We start from the raw sequence: 17,636 nt of genomic DNA on the forward strand, positions 1-17,636 counted from the left end.
CATGGGGAACTCGGGGGACAACTTTGTGGGGCTTGGGGTGCCTGAACTCGTACTCGAACTGAACGGACGGACCTGGGCGCTCGATCCGGCCAGGTCGTACAGCCTCGGCCGCGATCCGCAGTCGGACGTCGTCCTCGACGACGCGCGGGTCTCCTGGCGGCACGCCACCATCCGTCGCGGCGAGCGCGGTTGGGTCGTCGAGGACCTCGGCAGCACGAACGGGACCTACGTTCAGGGCCAGCGCGTCCACGCCTACGACGTCGCCGCGGGAGCCACCGTCAACCTCGGCAACGCCACCGACGGCCCGCGGCTGAGCTTCAGCGGTGGCGCCGCGGCCGGCGGTGACCTCTACAGCGCCGAGACCGCGCTGGCGAAACCGCAGCAGGGCCGCCGGTCCGGGCCCGCCGCGCCCGCGACACCGAACTCCGGCACCCCGCCGCGGCAGGGCGGCTGGGGGAACGGGTCGCCCGCCGCCCACGTGCCGCAGCCCTCGCCGGCCCCGCGTCCGGACCAGCGGAAGCCGCAGGCCCACATCCCGTCGCCGCACGGGCCGTCGGGCGCCGGCGCCGCGCCGCCCGTGTACGGCGACCGCAGCCCCACCACCTTCCACCACCTGGTGCTCGGCCGCGTCATGAAGATCGGCCGTGCCCTGGAGAACGACCTGGTCGTCTCCGACCTGCAGGTCTCCCGCTTCCACGCGGAGTTCAGGGCGCACCCCGACGGCCGCTACGAGATCGTCGACCTCGGCAGCCACAACGGCACATACGTCAACGGCCAGCCGATACAGCGTCATCTGCTGGGCCCCGAAGACATCGTGGGCGTCGGCCACTCCACCTTCCGGCTCGTGGGCGACCAGCTCGAGGAGTTCGTCGACACCGGCGAGATCTCCTTCTCCGCCCGCCGGCTCACCGTCCGCGTGCCGCAGGGCAGCACCACCAAGACCATCCTCAACGACGTCTCCTTCGGCGTCCCCGAGAAGTCGCTGGTCGCCGTCATCGGCCCGTCCGGCTCCGGCAAGTCGACGCTGCTGCGCGCCCTGACCGGCTACCGCCCGGCCGAAGAGGGCGAGGTGCTGTACGACAGCCGCAACCTCTACAAGCAGTTCGCCGAGCTGCGGCAGCGCATCGGCCTCGTCCCGCAGGACGACATCCTGCACAAGGAGCTGACGATCCGCAGAGCCCTGCGCTACGCGGCCAAGCTCCGCTTCCCCGGCGACACCAAGGCCGCCGAGCGCGAGGCCCGCATCGACGAGGTGCTGCGCGAACTCAAGCTGGACGTCCACGCCGACAAGCGCGTCACCTCGCTCTCCGGTGGCCAGCGCAAGCGGGTCTCCGTCGCCCTGGAGCTGCTCACCAAGCCCTCGCTGATCTTCCTGGACGAGCCCACCTCCGGCCTCGACCCGGGCATGGACCGCGACGTCATGAAGCTGCTGCGCGGACTCGCCGACGACGGCCGCACCGTGCTCGTCGTGACCCACTCGGTGGCCGAACTCGCCCTGTGCGACAAGCTGCTGGTGATGGCGCCGGGCGGCGCCGTGGCGTACTTCGGCCCGCCCGAGGAGGCGCTGAACTTCTTCGGCTACGAAACCTGGGCCGACGTCTTCTCCGCCTTCGAGAACTACCGCGACTACGACTGGTCCGGCCGCTGGCGCGGCTCCCAGCACTACCAGATCTACGCCGCGGACCTGGACGCGGTCGCCCCGCAGTCCGTAGGCGCGGCCCCGCAGCGGGCCAAGCCGCCCAAGCCGCAGAGCTGGCCGGCGCAGTTCGTCACCCTCGTCCGCCGCTATCTGTCGGTGATCGCCTCCGACCGGGGCTTCATGGCGCTGATGGTGATCCTCCCGGCCGTCCTCGGCCTGGTGAGCGTGGTCATCCCGGCGAAGTTCGGACTGGCGCCGTCCGGCGAGGCGGGCAAGTTCAACACCGACGCCGGCACCATCATGCTGATCATCGCGGTCGGCGCCTGCTTCTCGGGCGCCGCCAACTCGGTGCGCGAGCTGATCAAGGAACGGGTGATCTACGAACGGGAACGCGCCACCGGCCTGTCCCGCTCCGCGTACCTGCTCTCCAAGGTCTTCGTGCTCGGCCTGATCAGCGCCCTGCAGGGCGTCATCATCTGCGCCATCGGGCTGTCGGTGCGCAAGCTCCCCGAAGAGGGCCTGATCGTCAAGGGCTTCCCGGCCGCGGAGATCACCCTGGTGGTCATCGCGCTGGGCTTCACCTCCATGATGTTCGGCCTGGTCATCTCCTCCCTCGTGAAGACCGCCGAGAAGACCATGCCCCTGCTGGTGATGTTCGCGATCGTCCAGGTCGTCTTCACCGGTGTCCTGTTCCAGATCTTCGGCACCGTCGGCCTGGAGCAGGTGGCCTGGCTGATGCCGTCCCGCTGGGCCGTCGGCGCCGCCGGCGCCACCCTGGACCTCGGGCACATCATGCCGCCGTGGGACCCGGCCAAGCCCGACAACCTCGACCCGCTGTGGGAGCACTCGGCGAGCCAGTGGGGCTTCGACATGGCGATCCTGCTCGGCATCGCCCTCGTCTGCGGCATCCTCGTGCTGCGGCTGCTGCGCCGCCACGAGCCGGAGGTCATGCGCAAGTAGCGGCCCCCGCGTACGCATACGGAAGGCGGCGGCTCCCCCGGGGTGGGGAACCGCCGCCTTCCGTATGCCGTGCGCCCTGCGCGCGCCGGCTCAGTACCAGTGGTTGGCCTGCCAGAACGACCAGGCGCCGCAGGGGCTGCCGTAGCGCTCGTTCATGTAGTCCAGACCCCACTTGATCTGCGTGGCCGGATTGGTGCGCCAGTCGGCGCCCGCGGAGGCCATCTTGGCGCCCGGCAGCGCCTGGACCAGGCCGTACGCGCCGGAGGACGGGTTGACCGCGTAGGGGTTCCAGGTGCTCTCGTGCATCACGATGCTGGAGAAGCACTGGAACTGGGCCGCGTCGCCGATGATCTGCTGCGCCATCTGCTGCGGGGTGCCGGACGGCGCGGCGGGCGCCTGCGGGGCGGCCGCGCGCGGAGCGGAACGCGAGTTCTCCTGCCGCTGCTGCGGGACGAGGGCCTTGCGCTCATGGCTGCGGTTCGCCGCCTGCCGCTCCTGCCGGCGCGCCTCGTCAGCGGCCTTGCGCGCCCGCTCCTGCGCCTGGCGCTCGCGCACCACGGCCTGGTGGGCGACATGGGCGGCGTGCTGCTTCGCGAGCACCTTGCGGTGCGCGACGTGGGCGGCGTGCGCGGCGTGCTGCTCGGCCGCGGCGGCGCGCGCCCGCTCCGCGACCGACTCCGCCGCCTTGCCGGAGGCCTGCGCCGTCCCGCTGGTCCCGGTCACACCGGTGATGGCCAGGACGCCCACACCGGCCGCGGCGATGCCTGCGGCGGAGAACTTGTGGGCCTTGGTCAGACGGTCGAACTTCGGGATCGTCGGGAGCTGCATGGGGGAGTGACCTCTTCCATTCGGCTGCGCTCCACTCCGCCCTCGGGGGCAAGGAGAAGCGCCGCATGTCGAACACGGCGCGGAGCGACCCGAGCATTCTTAGCCCCGGGAAATTCCCCAGCCAAACCCACCCATTACTACCCGAAGTCGTAGCCGCCGGACCGGCCGGGTACGGCACACGCCCTGCCTCCGGCCGATCCGGCCACCCCGCCCACTACTACGCGCCTTCGTACGTGATGTACGTCCTGTGCCCCGCCTCACAGGCGCGTCGCATACCGCGACCGCGCCGCGACGCCGCGTGGCGCCCGGCGGGGCGGTCAGGGCAGCAGCAGGTTCACGTCCCCGAACTCGTGCCAGAGGTAACCCGCCCCCACCGCGGCGTCGTAGACCCGCTCCAGCAGCTCCCGCCCGGCCACCGCCTCCAGCATCAGCACATGCGACGCCGCCGGGTCGTGCAGCCCGGTCAGGAGGCCGTCCACCGTCCGTACTCCCCGCTCGGGGGTGACCACCAGGTCCGTCCAGCCGCCCGCCGCCGCGACCCGCCCCCGTGCGTCGGCCGCCGTCTCCAGGGCGCGCACCGCGGTGGTGCCCACCGCCACCACCCGCCCGCCGCCCGCCCGGGCGGCGTTCACCAGCCACGCGGTGCTCTCCGGCACCGAGAACCGCTCCGGATACGGCGGCTCGTGCGCCTCGCCCGAGGACACCCCGGTGTGCAGCACCACCGGAGCGATCTGCACCCCCCGGCTCACCAGCGCCGTGACCAGCCCGGTCGTGAAGGGGCGGGCCGCGCTCGGCATCTCGGCCGAGCCGAGGCCGTCGGCCGACGGCAGCGAGAACACCGTCCGGTACGCCGCCGCCGGCTGGTCCCGCTCGGTGTACGCGTACCGGATCGGCCGCCCGTGCCGGTGCAGGAACGCCATCGCGTCCGCCACCGACGCCCGCGCCACCCACAGCCTCTCCCCGCAGGGGCTCAGCGGCTCCTGCGGGACCAGCCGCTCACCACCGGGCAGCGCCACCGCCACCCCCGCCGGGCCTCCCGTGCGCGGCCGGGTCGTGCCCCGCCCGTCGGGCGTCCGCAGCTCCACCACCCAGCGCCCGTCGTCCAGCAGCCCCGAGAAGTGCACCACCACCGGCGACTCCCCGAGCGTGGCGTCCACCGCCGCCGGCAGCGTCCGCGAGGTGTTCACCACGAGCACGTCCCCCGCCCGCAGCAGCTCCGGCAGGTCACCGAAGGCGTGGTGTGCGACCTCGCCCCCGGCCCGCCGCCCCACCAGCAACCGCACCCCGTCACGGCCCGCCGCCCCGCCGGCGCGTTGCTCCACCGGCACCCGCGCCGCCAGTTCCTCCGGCACCCTCAGCGCGTCCAGAGCGGTCACCGCCCGGCCTCCAGCAGCGCCCGGGCCACGTAGCGGCCACTGGCCGCGCCGCCGTCGAGCAGCCCGAGCACGGCCGGCACCACGGTCGCGGGATCCGGACGCCCGTCCGCGTCCGGATCGTCGGGCACCGCCGCCGCGTACAGCTCGGTCCCCATGTCGCCCGGGTCCAGCCACCACACCCGCAGTTCCGGCTCCTCCGCCGCCAGCACCGCCGACAGCTGTTCCAGCGCCGCCTTGCTCGCGCCGTACCCTCCCCACGTGGGGTACGCCTCGACGGCGGCGTCCGAGCTGATGTTGAGCACCGCCCCCCGCCGCCGCTGCAGCAGCGGCAGAGCCTCCTGGACCAGGCCCAGCGCGGCCACCACATTGGTCTCCAGCGCCGCCCGCAGCCCCTCCAGCGGATGTCCGGACAGCGGTCGCAGCGGCTCGGCGCCCAGCGCGCTCGCGTTGTTCACCAGCAGGTCCAGCCCGCCGAACTCCCAGGCCGCCGCGACCAGGTCCACCCGGTGCCGTGGATCGGCGACGTCACCCGGCAGCGCGGCCACCCGGGTGCGGTCCGCCAGTTCCCCCTCCGCCTGCTTCAGCGCCCCGGCCGACCGCGCGTCGATCACCAGGTCCCAGCCCCGCTCCGCGAGCGCCCCGGCGAGGGCCCGACCCAGTCCCCGCGACGCTCCCGTGATGATTGCCACCGGCATGACGTGTCCTCCCGCCGGCCGCCCGGCCCGTCGCCCGGCGGCTGCCCCCACCGTAGGAACGGCCCCGCCCCGGACACCTCGGCCGCCCGCAGCACGGGCGGGAGGAACTTCGCCCTAGGTCCACGGACGGGGGGAGGTCGGTCACGAGGCCGATCCCGCAGGCCCCGACCCGCCGGTACGGTGAGATCATGTCCAGCCGATCGTCCCGACGCGGCATCGAGGCGGTGAGTGCGGCCGTCCTCGCGATGAGCCGCCACCTGGAAGTGCGCGAGGTCCTGCAGACGATCGTCTCGTCCGCCCGCGAACTGCTCGAGGCCCAGTACGCGGCCCTGGGCGTGCCGGACGACCACGGCGGCTTCGCCCAGTTCGTCGTCGACGGCGTCAGCGACGAGCAGTGGAAGGCCATCGGCCCGCTGCCCCGGCAGCACGGCATCCTCGCCGCGATGCTCCACGAGGCCACCCCGCAGCGCCTGCGCGACGTCAAGAGCGACCCCCGCTTCGGCGGCTGGCCGTCCGCCCACCCCGACATGGCCGACTTCCTCGGCATGCCGGTGGTCGACGGCGACGAGATCCTCGGTGCCCTCTTCCTCGCCAACAAGCGCTGCGCCGCCGGTCCCCCGGAGGACCGCGGCGGTTTCACCGAGGAGGACGAGGAACTGCTGCGCACCCTGGCCGCGCACGCCGCCATCGCCCTCACCAACGCCCGCCTGTACGAGCGCAGCCGCGAGCTGACCCTCGCCGGGGAACGGGCGCGGATCGCCCACGAGCTGCACGACGCCGTCTCGCAGAAGCTGTTCTCGCTGCGGCTGACCGCCCAGGCGGCCTCCGCCCTGGTGGCCCGCGATCCGGAACGCGCCCGCGAAGAGCTGCGGCAGGTCGCCGCCCTCGCCGCCGAGGCCGCCGACGAACTGCGCGCGGTCGTGGTCGAGCTGCGACCCGCCGCGCTGGACGAGGACGGCCTGCTGGCCACCCTGCGTACCCAGGTCGGCGTCCTGGACCGGGCGCACTCGGCGCGCGTCTCCTTCGGCCACCGCCACGTGCGGGCCTTGCCCGCCGCCCAGGAGGAGGCGCTGCTGCGGGTCGCCCAGGAAGCCCTGCACAACGCGCTGCGCCACGCGGACGCCAGCTCGGTGACGGTGCGCCTGGAGGGCCGGGGCAGGGGAGCGGTGCTCACGGTGCGCGACGACGGGCGGGGCTTCGACCCGTCCGCGGTGCGCCGTGCCGGCCGCCACCTGGGACTGGTCTCGATGCGGGACCGGGCCGACGGGGTGGGCGGCGGGCTGACGGTGGATTCGGCGCCCGGCAGGGGCACCGTGATCGAGATGGAGGTGCCCGGTGGCTGACGGCCCCATTCGCGTCCTGCTGGTCGACGACCACCAAGTGGTCCGCCGAGGTCTGCGGACCTTCCTGGAGGTGCAGCCGGACATCGAGGTGGTGGGCGAGGCCGGGGACGGCGAGGAGTGCGTGGACCGCGCGGGGGAACTCGCGCCCGACGTGATCCTGATGGACGTCCGCATGCCCGGCGTCGACGGGATCGAGGCCCTGCGACGGCTGCGCGACAACGGCAGCAAGGCCCGCGTGCTGATCGTCACCAGCTTCACCGAGCAGCGCACGGTCGTCCCGGCCCTGCGCGCGGGCGCGGCCGGCTATGTCTACAAGGACGTGGACCCGGACGCGCTGGCCGGCGCGATCCGCTCGGTGCACGCCGGACACGTGCTGCTGCAGCCGGAGGTCGCCGACGCCCTGCTCTCCCAGGAGGAGACGACCCCGGGCCAGGGCCGCGGGGGCACCCTCACGGAACGGGAGCGCGAGGTGCTGTCGCTGATCGCCGAGGGCCGTTCCAACCGGGAGATCGCCCGCGCCCTGGTGCTCTCGGAGAAGACCGTGAAGACCCATGTGTCGAACATCCTGATGAAGCTGGATCTCTCCGACCGCACCCAGGCGGCCCTGTGGGCGGTGCGGCACGGCATCGGCGGCTGATCCCGCGACGCAGGTGAGCGGCACCCGACGGCGCCGAAGCCGGGGCACTTAGCGGTAGGACAAGCGGATCGTCTCGGTCCGGAGTGAGATTCATACCGTCGGGTGTATGTCGCCCGGATGGCGCAACCTGGGCGGGCGTGGGCCGTTTTCCATGGCGTGCTGCGGCGACTGCCGCGGCACCCATGCAAGGAGGGTCAAGAACGTGAAGAACCTGCACAAGGCCGCAGCCGTCGCCATGGTCGCCGGGAGCCTCGCCATGGTCGGCGCGGGTGCCGCCTCCGCCCACAGCGGTGGCGCGCAGGCCCACGGTGGCGCGAAGAACAGCCCCGGTGTGGTCTCGGGCAACGTGATCCAGGTGCCGGTGCACGTCCCGGTGAACGTCTGCGGCAACACCATCAGCGTCATCGGCCTGCTCAACCCGGCCATCGGGAACGTCTGCGTCAACCGCTGACCCAGAACGTCACCCCCCACGGCATGGCCGTGACCACCGGCCCCGGAGCGCCTCGCCGCCCCGGGGCCGGTCCGTTCGTGCTGACCACGGCGCCCTTCCGCACGGCACCCGGCACGCCCCGGTGCCTCCCGCAGATTCCGCCGTACGGAGGTTTCCGGCGCCCTCCCCGTGTCAACGCCCCGGGCTCCGCGTTCCTCACAGTGCGGCTCCTCGAACCGGGCCGTGTCATCACAGGAGGAACAGTTTCATGAACAGCGCCAAGAAGGCCGCCCTGATCATCGCCGCCGCCGGTGCGGCCGCCGCCGGTTCGGCCGGTACCGCGCTCGCCGAGTCCCACGCGGGTGCCGTGGCCGCCGGCTCGCCCGGTGTGCTCTCCGGCAACGTGATCCAGGTTCCGGTGAACATCCCGGTCAACCTCTGCGGCAACACCATCGACGCGGTCGGCATCCTGAACCCGGCGATCGGCAACGTCTGCTTCAACCACTGACGTCGCAGGGAAGGCCCCGCGGACAGCGTCGTCCGCGGGGCCTTCCCCGTTCCCGGCCGGCTCAGCCCCGGCGCCGCTCGACCTCCTCGACGTACGCGTTGTACGCCGCCACCTGCGCCCGCCGCGCCGTGCGCTCCACCGGCCGCAGCAACTCGGCCCGGGCGGCGATCTCCGAGGCGCTGACCGCCGCCCCGTGCCCGGCCTGGGCACCGGTCGCGATCCCGACCAGCGCGGCCACCCGCTGGGCCAGTTCCAGCACCCGCACCGCCCTCGGCGGATACCCCGGGGCCAGCACCTCGCGCCCGCGCGCCGCCCGCGCCCGGTACGCCTCCAGAGCCGCCTGGGCCGTCGGGCCCGCGCCGGCCACGTCCAGCCGCGCCAGCGCCTCCGTGGCGTCCCGAAGTGCCTCCGCGAGCTCCCGCTCCGCCTCGCCCAGCGAGGGCACGTCCGCCGGCGGCGCGTCCCGCACCTCCAGGCACCGCCACTCCACCGACACGTGAACGTCCCCCCGGGGCCCGGCCTCCGTGACCTCCGGCACCAGGCCGACGGCCGGTCCGCCCACCGCGATGACCGCCTCGCCCGCCGCCAGCGCCCGCGCGTTGAACTCCGGCGGCCCGCTGAGCCCGAGCGGGTGCCCGGGCACCGGGAGCGCGATCCGCAGGCCGCGGACGCCGAGCGCGCGCAACCGCCCCAGCCCCAGCGTCAGGCCCACCGGGCCGTCCTCCCCGGGGAGTCCGGAGATCCGGTGGACCGAATCGTCGGCGAGTACTTCCTGAGCGGCGTCATCCGGCGCGGCAAGTCCGGCAATCAGGGCATTTCCCCAGGCCGCCAACCGTCCTGAGCGAGGTTCGTCGAGCATCCCCCCAGCCTAAGGACTGGGGCGGCCCGGGCGTGGCGTAGATTTCCATGGGGCAGCGCCTACAGGTGCTCGCGACGGCAGACGTGCGATCGGGAAGTGGGAGACAACACGCTCATGAGCGATGTTCTGGAGCTGGTGGACGTATCCGTGGTCCGAGACGGCCGGGCTCTGGTGGACCAGGTCTCCTGGTCGGTCGCCGAGGGCGAGCGCTGGGTCATCCTCGGTCCCAACGGCGCCGGCAAGACGACCTTGCTGAACATCGCCTCGAGCTACCTCTTCCCGACCTCCGGCACCGTCCAGATCCTCGGCGAGAAGATGGGCGGCGTCGACGTCTTCGAACTGCGCCCCCGCATCGGCATCGCGGGCGTCGCCCTGGCCGAGAAGCTGCCGCGCAGCCAGACCGTCCTGGAGACCGTGCTCACCGCCGCGTACGGCATGACCGCGCACTGGCAGGAGAGCTACGAGCAGGTCGACGAGGACCGCGCCCGCGCCTTCCTCGACCGCCTCGGCATGAGCGACTACCTCGACCGCAGGTTCGGCACGCTCTCCGAGGGCGAGCGCAAGCGCACCCTCATCGCGCGCGCCATGATGACCGACCCCGAGCTGCTCCTGCTCGACGAGCCCGCCGCCGGCCTCGACCTCGGCGGCCGTGAGGACCTCGTCCGCCGCCTCGGCCGGCTCGCCCGCGACCCGATCGCCCCCTCCATGGTGATGGTCACCCACCACGTCGAGGAGATCGCCCCGGGCTTCACCCACGTCCTGATGATCCGCCAGGGCAAGGTCGTCGCCGCCGGCCCCATGGAGACCGAACTCAGCTCCCGCAACCTCTCCCTGTGCTTCGGCCTCCCGCTCGTCGTCGAGCGCCGCGGCGACCGCTGGACCGCCAACGGGCTGCCCCTGAAGTGACCCGCTGACGCACCCGCGCACACAGCCCCGCGCCGAAAGCGTCGGGCAGAGCCGTCGCACCCTGTCACAGATCCACTGCGGACCCCTACCATGGGCCTGTGGACGACTGGTTGTGGTGGCTGATCGCCGCCGTAGGGCTGGGTATTCCGCTTGTGGTGACCGCGATGCCCGAGTTCGGGATGTTCGCGGTCGGAGCCGTCGCCGCCGCGATCGCGGCCGGCCTCGGCCTCGGCATCACCGGGCAGGTGCTGATCTTCGTCATCGTCTCGGTCGCGGGCATCGCCGTCGTACGCCCGCTGGCCAACCGGAGCCGCGCGCAGCGCCCGGAGCTGCGCAGCGGCATCGACGCGCTCAAAGGCCGCCAGGCCGTCGTCCTGGAACGGGTCGACGGGCACGGCGGCCGCATCAAGCTCAACGGCGAGGTCTGGTCGGCCCGCGCCCTCGACACCGGACGGGCCTTCGAACCCGGCGAGAGCGTGGACGTCGTCGAGATCGAGGGCGCGACGGCGGTCGTGATGTGATCCGGCGCGCCCCCGCACCCGGAGACGGCACGGGAATTCGCCGAACCCGGCCCGCCTCCCCGCGGGGTCTGCCAGACTTGATCATGTCTTAGTACAGGTAGCCACAGGCAATCGGCGTGGGAGTGGACGTGCAGCCGATCATCATCGTCCTGATCATCCTGGTGGTGCTCGTCTTCATCGCACTCATCAAGACGGTCCAGGTCATCCCGCAGGCCAGCGCGGCGATCGTCGAGCGCTTCGGCCGCTACACCAGGACCCTCAGCGCGGGCCTCAACATCGTGGTGCCGTTCATCGACACCATCCGCAACCGCATCGACCTGCGCGAGCAGGTCGTGCCGTTCCCGCCGCAGCCGGTGATCACCCAGGACAACCTGGTCGTCAACATCGACACGGTGATCTACTACCAGGTCACCGACGCCCGGGCCGCCACCTACGAGGTCGCCAGCTACATCCAGGCGATCGAGCAGCTCACCGTCACCACCCTCCGCAACATCATCGGCGGCATGGACCTGGAGCGGACCCTGACCTCCCGCGAGGAGATCAACGCGGCCCTGCGCGGCGTCCTCGACGAGGCCACCGGCAAGTGGGGCATCCGCGTCAACCGCGTCGAACTCAAGGCCATCGAACCGCCCACCTCCATCCAGGACTCGATGGAGAAGCAGATGCGCGCCGACCGCGACAAGCGCGCCGCCATCCTCACCGCCGAGGGCATCCGGCAGTCGCAGATCCTCACCGCCGAGGGCGAGAAGCAGTCCGCGATCCTGCGCGCCGAGGGCGAGGCCAAGGCCGCCGCCCTCAAGGCCGAGGGCGAGGCCCAGGCCATCCGCACGGTCTTCGAGTCCATCCACGCGGGCGACCCCGACCAGAAGCTGCTCGCCTACCAGTACCTGCAGATGCTCCCCAAGATCGCCGAGGGCGACTCCAACAAGCTCTGGATCATCCCCAGCGAACTCAACGACGCCCTCAAGGGCCTCGGCGGCATCGTCAACCTCCCCGGAGCCCCCGGCGGCGGCCCCGGCGACGGCGGCACCCGCCGCGAGACCCCCCGGCTCGACAAGGACTGAGCAGCGCGGCCGCCGCCGCGAACGCGTATGACATGATCCGTGCGCTCATGCCTCCCCCCGGTCCCGTCGGGGGGAGAAGAGCCGCACCGACCATGGAGACGCCTATGACCTACTGGGAAGCCCTGGCCGTCTTCGCGGCCGGAATCGGGGCCGGCACCATCAACACCGTCGTCGGCTCCGGCACGCTCATCACCTTCCCCGTCCTGCTCGCCGTGGGGCTGCCACCCGTCACCGCCAACGTGTCCAACACCCTCGGCCTCGTCCCCGGCTCCATCAGCGGCGCCATCGGCTACCGGCGCGAACTCGCCGGACAGGGCCCCCGCCTGCTGCGACTGGGCGCCGCCGCCCTCGTCGGCGGACTCACCGGGGCGGTACTGCTGCTGACGCTGCCCTCCCAGGCCTTCGACACGATCGTGCCGGTCCTCATCGCCGTCGCCCTCGTCCTCGTCGTCGTCCAGCCCCGGCTCTCCCGCGCCCTCCAGGCCCGCCGCTCCGGCAACGGCACCCGCGTCCCCGAGCACGGCGGCCCGGTCCTGCCGGCCGGACTCCTCCTCGCCAGCATGTACGGCGGCTACTTCGGCGCCGCCCAGGGAGTCATCTACCTCTCCCTGATGGGCGTCCTCCTCGAGGAGTCCTGGCAGCGGATCAACGCGACGAAGAACGTCCTCGCACTGATCGTCAACGGTGTCGCCGCGGTCTTCTTCCTCTTCGTCGCCGACTTCGACTGGATCGCCGTCGCGCTCATCGCCGCCGGGGCGGCCCTCGGCGGTGTGCTCGGCGCCCGCATCGGCCGCCGCATGCCACCCGCCGCGCTGCGCGGCGTCATCGTCGTCGTGGGCCTCGTGGCGATCACCCAGCTACTGCTCAAGTAGCCGGGCGACCGCCCCGCGGACTCAGGACTCAGGCCGGCAGCGCGAGCCAGCCCGGAACGCCCTCACGGTCCTTCAGCCCCAGTGCCAGCAGCAGCGCGTCCGCCGGCGTCGGCTCGAACGGCTGGGTCAGCAGCCGCATCCCCGCCTGCTCCGGCGTACGGTCCGCTTTGCGGTGGTTGTCCTCCGCGCACGACGCCACCGTGTTCAACCACGTGTCCCCGCCACCGCGCGAACGCGGCATCACGTGGTCCACCGTCGTCGCCCTCCGGCCGCAGTACGCGCACCGGTGCCGGTCCCTGACCAGCACACCCCGCCGCGACCACGCCGCCCGTTGTCGGAAGGGCACCCTCACGTACCTGCAGAGCCTGATCACCTGCGGCACCGGTACCTCCACCGCCGCCGCACGGATCCGCAGCCCGGGATGAGCCTGCTCGACCACGGCCTTGTCCTGCATGACCAGCACCACCGCACGCCGCAGCGACACAGTCGACAGCGGCTCGAAGGTCGCGTTCAGCACCAGCGTCTCACGCACGTCGCCCACCCCTCGGGTCCATCCCCGCCCCGGCGGCGAGGTGGCTCCACTCTGACCGGGCGATACCCGTGCGGACAACGCAATTTCCGCACGTAGAAGCGAACAGGAGGAAACAGGGAACGAAACAGCGGACCATGGGGCCGGCCACCCCGGGCGCCCACCCCCGTGGGGTCAGGGGCGCCCGGAGCGCGGCGATCGGCGTGGACGCCCGGGCGCATGACCGGGTTCCGGCGGACGGCAGGCAGGTCGCGCGGCGAGAGCCGCACAGCGCAACGCCCCGCCGCCCCCGCCACTGCGGTGCCGACCCCCGGTGACGGTCAGGTCACCAGGCAGACACCACAGTGCGATGCGGGAGCGCCGGGGCGCAAGGGGATTTCGGGACCCCCGGCCGCGGCCGGGGGCGCCACGCCTACTGAGGGTTCTCGTACTCGCCGATCAGGTTGGCCCGTGCGATCGCGTGGAACCGCAGGTTGAAGCCGACGACGGCGGGCGACACGTCCCCGTCCGGCCCCAGCTTCTCCTGGTCCACGGCGTACACGGTGAACACGTACCGGTGCGGCCCGTCCCCGGGCGGCGGCGCGGCACCGCCGAAGTCCTTGCTGCCGTAGTCGTTGCGCACGTGCACCGCACCCTCGGGCAGCCCCTTGAAGCCCTCACTGCCGGCCCCCGCGGGCAGCTCCGTCACCGACACCGGGATGTCGAAGAGCACCCAGTGCCAGAAACCGCTGCCGGTGGGCGCGTCGGGGTCGTAACACGTGACGGCGAAGCTCCCGGTCCCCTCGGGGAAGCCCTCCCACCGCAGGTGCGGAGAGACATTCCCCTCGGCGTAGACCTGGGAGTCCTTCAGCGTGCCACCCGGCTCGATGTCGTCGCTCACCACCGTGAACGACGCCACCGGCGGGTGGAAATCGTGGGGGAGCGGCCGCCGCTTCTGCTCGGTCACCTCGGTACCTCCTGCTGATCGCGAAACGCCCTTCCGCCCGCCGATCCTAGAACCAGTTGCGCTTGCCGCCGACCTCGGCCAGCCACTGGTTGAGGTACCCCGCCCAGTCGGTCGTGTGGAAGTTGTTCAGGTCCACGGTGAACGAGCGGAAGGCGTCGCTGCCCTCGCTGAACAGCCCCGGCTTCTTGTCCATCTCCAGGATGACGTCCATCTCGTGGCCGTCCGAGACGAAGCTCAGCTCCACCTGGTTCAGCCCGCGGTACTGCTGCGGCGCGAAGAACTCGATCTCCTGGTAGAACGGCAGCCGCTGCCGCGTGTTGCGGATGTGGCCGCGCTCCAGGTCCGCGTTCTTGAAGCCGAAGCCCAGCTGGCCGAACGCGTCGAGGATCGCCTGCTGCGCCGGCACCGGGTGCACGTTGATCGGGTCGAGGTCACCGGAGTCCACCGCACGGGCGATGGCCAGCTCCGTGGTGACGCCGACGTTCATCCCGGTCAGGTGACGCCCCAGGAACGTCGTGATCGGGGTCTCCCACGGGATTTCCAGCCCGAACGGCACCACGTGCACCGCACCCGGCTGCACCTCGAACGCCCCGCCCAACTGCTGCCGGTGGAACTCGATGTCCTGCTTGTACTCCGCGTCCTGGCCCTCGACCTCGACACGGGCCTGCAGGCCCACCGACAGCCCCTCGATCTGCTGCGGCACCGAGCCGCCCTGGATCCGCACCTCGCCCTGGACGACCCCGCCCGGGACGACGTTCGGCTCGTTGAGCACCGTCTCGACCGACGCGCCACCGGCGCCCAAGCTCGCAAGCAGCTTCTTGAAGCCCACGATGTCCCTCTCCCTTTACTGGCGGTTGCCTCGGTCATTACGAACGCGGCCCCACCCCGAACGGTTCCATTACTCTCGTACCGCATGATCCCCCCTCCTGAAAGCACCCCGCTCCCCAGGTCCTTCTTCGACCGGCCGGTGCTGGAGGTGGCGCCCGACCTCCTGGGGCGAACCCTTGTACGCAGGACGGACGACGGCCCCATGGCGCTCAGGCTGACCGAGGTCGAGGCCTACGCCGGTCCCCTCGACCCCGGCTCGCACGCCTACCGCGGACGCACCGACCGCAACGCGGTCATGTTCGGCCCGCCCGGCCACGCGTACGTCTACTTCACCTATGGCATGTGGCACTGCATGAACATCGTCTGCGGTCCCGAGGGCAACCCCAGCGGGATCCTGCTGCGCGGCGGCGACGTCATCGAGGGCGCAGACCTCGCCCGCGAGCGCCGGGTCACCTCACGACGCCCCCACGACCTCGCCCAGGGCCCGGCCCGCCTCGCCACCGCCCTCGACATCGACCGCGCCCTCAACGGCGCCGACGTCTGCCCCGACGACCCCGCCGGCTCCCCCTTCCGCGTCCTGGCCGGCACCCCGCCCGACCCCGCCGCCGTCCGCACCGGGCCGCGCACCGGCGTCGGCGGCGACGGCGCCGCCCACCCCTGGCGCTTCTGGATCGACGGCGACCCCACCGTCAGCCCTTACCGCGCACACGCACCGCGCCGCCGGGCCACGGGGCGCGCAAAAGGAGTCGAGCGGAACGCGTAGTCTCGGAAAGACTCCGTACGAACGGGTACGAGGCATCGAACAACACCAGGAGGCACGAGAACCGTGACGGACATCGTCGACGAGCTGCGGTGGCGAGGGCTGATCGCCGTTTCCACCGACGAGGACGCACTGCGCAAGGCGTTCGCGGACGGCCTGGTCACGGTCTATTGCGGCTTCGACCCCACCGCGCCCAGCCTCCACCTCGGCAACCTGGTGCAGATCCTCACCATCCGCCGGCTCCAGCTGGCCGGCAACCGGCCGCTCGCCCTCGTCGGCGGCGCCACCGGTCTGATCGGCGACCCCAAGCCGACCGCCGAGCGGACGCTGAACGACGCCGACGTCGTCGCCGGCTGGGTGGAGCGGATCCGCGCCCAGATCGAGCCTTTCCTCTCCTTCGAGGGCCCGAACGCCGCGGTGATGGTCAACAACCTCGACTGGACCTCGGGCCTGTCGGCCATCGAGTTCCTGCGCGACGTGGGCAAGTACTTCCGGGTCAACAAGATGATCGCCAAGGAGGCCGTCGCCCGGCGGCTCAACTCCGAGGCCGGCATCAGCTACACCGAGTTCAGCTACCAGATCCTCCAGGGCATGGACTTCCTGGAGCTCCACCGCCGCTACGGCTGCACCATGCAGACCGGCGGCAGCGACCAGTGGGGCAACCTGACCGCCGGCATCGACCTGATCGGACGGGTCGAGGGCACCTCCGTGCACGCCCTCGCCACCCCGCTCATCACCAAGGCCGACGGCACGAAGTTCGGCAAGACGGAGTCCGGCACGGTCTGGCTCGATCCGGAGATGACCACGCCGTACGCCTTCTACCAGTTCTGGCTGAACGCCGACGACCGTGACGTGTCCAAGTTCCTGCGCATCTTCAGCTTCAGGTCGCAGAGCGAGATCGAGGAACTGGAGCGGCTCACCGAGGAGCGTCCGCAGGCCCGCGCGGCCCAGCGCGCCCTCGCGGAGGAGCTCACCACCCTCGTCCACGGCGCCGAGCAGTGCGCCGCGGTCATCGCCGCGTCCAAGGCGCTTTTCGGCCAGGGCGAACTCGCCGAGCTCGACGAGCGGACCCTCGCGGCCGCCCTCGGCGAACTGCCGCACGCCAAGGTGGCCGAGCTGGCCTCCGTCGCGGACCTCTTCGCCGAAGTGGGGCTCGTGGCCAGCAAGTCCGCGGCCCGCCGCACCATCAAGGAGGGCGGCGCGTACGTGAACAACGTCAAGATCGGCGACGAGGACGCGGCCCCCGAGGCCGCCGACCTGCTGCACGGCCGCTGGCTCGTGCTGCGGCGCGGCAAGAAGAGCCTGGCGGCCGTCGAGGTCGCCGGCGGCTGACGTCGGCTGGTTATCCACGTTTGAGCGGCGGCGGAGCTTGACTCCGCCGCCGCTCATGCGTAACGTAGCCCGAGCCGCTTGAGACGGTGCGCCCGGTTCGTCCGGATCCTCCGATCGGCGGTCACTCACCACAACGACACCACCCCGAAGATTCGGGTGCACTTCCGTGCCCTCGAATTCCCTTGGCGTGGAATCGAACGGCGAGTGGGGGACGAATTCGCAAGACGCGAAGGAATCCGCTAACGTAGTGAATGTCGCCGAGGCGGAAACGCCGAAAGCGAAACCCCCCTCCAGAGGGTGGCAGAGAAGGAAATCGGATCTGCTAAGCTGGAGACAACGAAGGGAAAGCCCGGAGGGGCCGGTGAAACGGTCTCGAAGGAAGCTTCCGTTCCTTGAGAACTCAACAGCGTGCCAAAAGTCAACGCCAGATATGTTGATACCCCGTCCATCCGTTCGGATGGTCGAGGTTCCTTTGAAGAAAAACACAGCGAGGACGCTGGGCACGTCGGGATTATTCCTCCCGATGGTGCCGCTCTCGTGAAGACATTCACGGAGAGTTTGATCCTGGCTCAGGACGAACGCTGGCGGCGTGCTTAACACATG

The 17,636-nt window shown here is 71.8% G+C and carries 18 protein-coding genes; 11 read left to right on the forward strand and 7 right to left on the reverse strand.

Features of this window, described 5'->3' with window-relative positions:
• Positions 1-37 precede the first annotated feature (37 nt).
• Positions 38-2,599, forward strand: coding sequence for an FHA domain-containing protein (locus CHF15_RS03855; protein WP_458363506.1), 2,562 nt, complete (start codon positions 38-40; stop codon positions 2,597-2,599).
• Between the two features lie 90 nt (positions 2,600-2,689).
• On the opposite strand, the gene CHF15_RS45605 is transcribed toward CHF15_RS03855, so the two are convergent.
• The 3 genes from CHF15_RS45605 to CHF15_RS03870 all read right to left on the reverse strand — a co-directional run bounded on the left by CHF15_RS45605 (position 2,690) and on the right by CHF15_RS03870 (position 5,498).
• Positions 2,690-3,427 carry an aggregation-promoting factor C-terminal-like domain-containing protein gene (locus CHF15_RS45605; protein ID WP_245938639.1) on the reverse strand — a complete coding sequence of 246 codons (738 nt, stop codon included), beginning with the start codon at positions 3,425-3,427 and terminating at the stop codon, positions 2,690-2,692.
• Between the two features lie 317 nt (positions 3,428-3,744).
• Positions 3,745-4,803: an S-adenosylmethionine:tRNA ribosyltransferase-isomerase gene (locus tag CHF15_RS03865; protein WP_089222120.1), complete on the reverse strand. Its 1,059-nt coding sequence runs from the start codon at positions 4,801-4,803 to the stop codon at positions 3,745-3,747.
• Positions 4,800-5,498: an SDR family NAD(P)-dependent oxidoreductase gene (locus tag CHF15_RS03870; protein ID WP_089222121.1), complete on the reverse strand. Its 699-nt coding sequence runs from the start codon at positions 5,496-5,498 to the stop codon at positions 4,800-4,802. The genes CHF15_RS03865 and CHF15_RS03870 overlap by 4 nt, the downstream gene beginning before the upstream one ends.
• Before the next feature lie 188 nt (positions 5,499-5,686).
• On the opposite strand from CHF15_RS03870, the gene CHF15_RS03875 reads away from it, so the two are divergent.
• The 4 genes from CHF15_RS03875 (at position 5,687) to CHF15_RS03890 (ending at position 8,416) form a co-directional block, all read left to right on the forward strand.
• The gene (locus CHF15_RS03875; protein WP_089222122.1) at positions 5,687-6,841 is read left to right on the forward strand and encodes a GAF domain-containing sensor histidine kinase; all 1,155 of its coding nucleotides are present in this window, start codon (positions 5,687-5,689) and stop codon (positions 6,839-6,841) included.
• Entirely contained in the window at positions 6,834-7,478 is a 645-nt protein-coding gene (locus CHF15_RS03880) for a response regulator (RefSeq protein ID WP_089222123.1), read from the forward strand. Before CHF15_RS03875 ends, CHF15_RS03880 begins: the two co-directional genes overlap by 8 nt.
• A 202-nt stretch (positions 7,479-7,680) precedes the next feature.
• Positions 7,681-7,929: a chaplin gene (locus tag CHF15_RS03885; protein WP_018560570.1), complete on the forward strand. Its 249-nt coding sequence runs from the start codon at positions 7,681-7,683 to the stop codon at positions 7,927-7,929.
• A 247-nt stretch (positions 7,930-8,176) separates the two neighbouring features.
• Positions 8,177-8,416 (forward strand): chaplin, encoded by a 240-nt coding sequence (locus CHF15_RS03890; RefSeq protein WP_089222124.1) that lies wholly within the window; start codon positions 8,177-8,179, stop codon positions 8,414-8,416.
• 61 nt (positions 8,417-8,477) lie between these two features.
• Here the strand turns inward: CHF15_RS03890 and CHF15_RS03895 are convergent, their stop codons facing one another.
• The gene (locus CHF15_RS03895; RefSeq protein ID WP_089222125.1) at positions 8,478-9,275 is read right to left on the reverse strand and encodes a hypothetical protein; all 798 of its coding nucleotides are present in this window, start codon (positions 9,273-9,275) and stop codon (positions 8,478-8,480) included.
• A gap of 114 nt (positions 9,276-9,389) precedes the next feature.
• Here CHF15_RS03895 and CHF15_RS03900 point away from each other — a divergent pair, with 114 nt between their 5' ends.
• The 4 genes from CHF15_RS03900 (at position 9,390) to CHF15_RS03915 (ending at position 12,638) form a co-directional block, all read left to right on the forward strand.
• Positions 9,390-10,181, forward strand: a complete 792-nt coding sequence (locus tag CHF15_RS03900) for an ABC transporter ATP-binding protein (protein ID WP_089222126.1) — start codon at positions 9,390-9,392, stop codon at positions 10,179-10,181.
• A 110-nt stretch (positions 10,182-10,291) separates the two neighbouring features.
• Positions 10,292-10,702 carry an NfeD family protein gene (locus tag CHF15_RS03905; protein ID WP_179279654.1) on the forward strand — a complete coding sequence of 137 codons (411 nt, stop codon included), beginning with the start codon at positions 10,292-10,294 and terminating at the stop codon, positions 10,700-10,702.
• A 128-nt stretch (positions 10,703-10,830) separates the two neighbouring features.
• Positions 10,831-11,766 (forward strand): SPFH domain-containing protein, encoded by a 936-nt coding sequence (locus tag CHF15_RS03910; RefSeq protein WP_026251284.1) that lies wholly within the window; start codon positions 10,831-10,833, stop codon positions 11,764-11,766.
• Positions 11,767-11,870: 104 nt separating this feature from the next.
• Complete coding sequence (locus CHF15_RS03915; RefSeq protein ID WP_089222128.1) at positions 11,871-12,638, forward strand: sulfite exporter TauE/SafE family protein; 768 nt, start codon at positions 11,871-11,873, stop codon at positions 12,636-12,638.
• Between the two features lie 28 nt (positions 12,639-12,666).
• Here the strand turns inward: CHF15_RS03915 and CHF15_RS03920 are convergent, their stop codons facing one another.
• From CHF15_RS03920 to CHF15_RS03930, 3 genes are all read right to left on the reverse strand, one after another.
• Entirely contained in the window at positions 12,667-13,170 is a 504-nt protein-coding gene (locus CHF15_RS03920) for an HNH endonuclease (protein ID WP_089222212.1), read from the reverse strand.
• Positions 13,171-13,579: 409 nt separating this feature from the next.
• Complete coding sequence (locus CHF15_RS03925) at positions 13,580-14,113, reverse strand: YbhB/YbcL family Raf kinase inhibitor-like protein (RefSeq protein WP_089222129.1); 534 nt, start codon at positions 14,111-14,113, stop codon at positions 13,580-13,582.
• A gap of 46 nt (positions 14,114-14,159) precedes the next feature.
• Entirely contained in the window at positions 14,160-14,942 is a 783-nt protein-coding gene (locus CHF15_RS03930) for a sporulation protein (RefSeq protein WP_089222130.1), read from the reverse strand.
• 84 nt (positions 14,943-15,026) lie between these two features.
• Between CHF15_RS03930 and CHF15_RS03935 the strand changes: the two genes are divergently transcribed.
• Together CHF15_RS03935 and tyrS are read left to right on the forward strand one after the other, a co-directional pair.
• On the forward strand, positions 15,027-15,704 hold the full coding sequence (locus tag CHF15_RS03935) for a DNA-3-methyladenine glycosylase (protein ID WP_089222131.1): 678 nt from the start codon (positions 15,027-15,029) through the stop codon (positions 15,702-15,704).
• A 63-nt stretch (positions 15,705-15,767) separates the two neighbouring features.
• Positions 15,768-17,033: a tyrosine--tRNA ligase gene (tyrS, locus tag CHF15_RS03940; protein ID WP_089222132.1), complete on the forward strand. Its 1,266-nt coding sequence runs from the start codon at positions 15,768-15,770 to the stop codon at positions 17,031-17,033.
• Positions 17,034-17,636: the final 603 nt, after the last annotated feature.

Origin of the sequence: Actinacidiphila glaucinigra (assembly GCF_900188405.1) — a bacterium.
Taxonomy (GTDB): domain Bacteria; phylum Actinomycetota; class Actinomycetes; order Streptomycetales; family Streptomycetaceae; genus Actinacidiphila; species Actinacidiphila glaucinigra.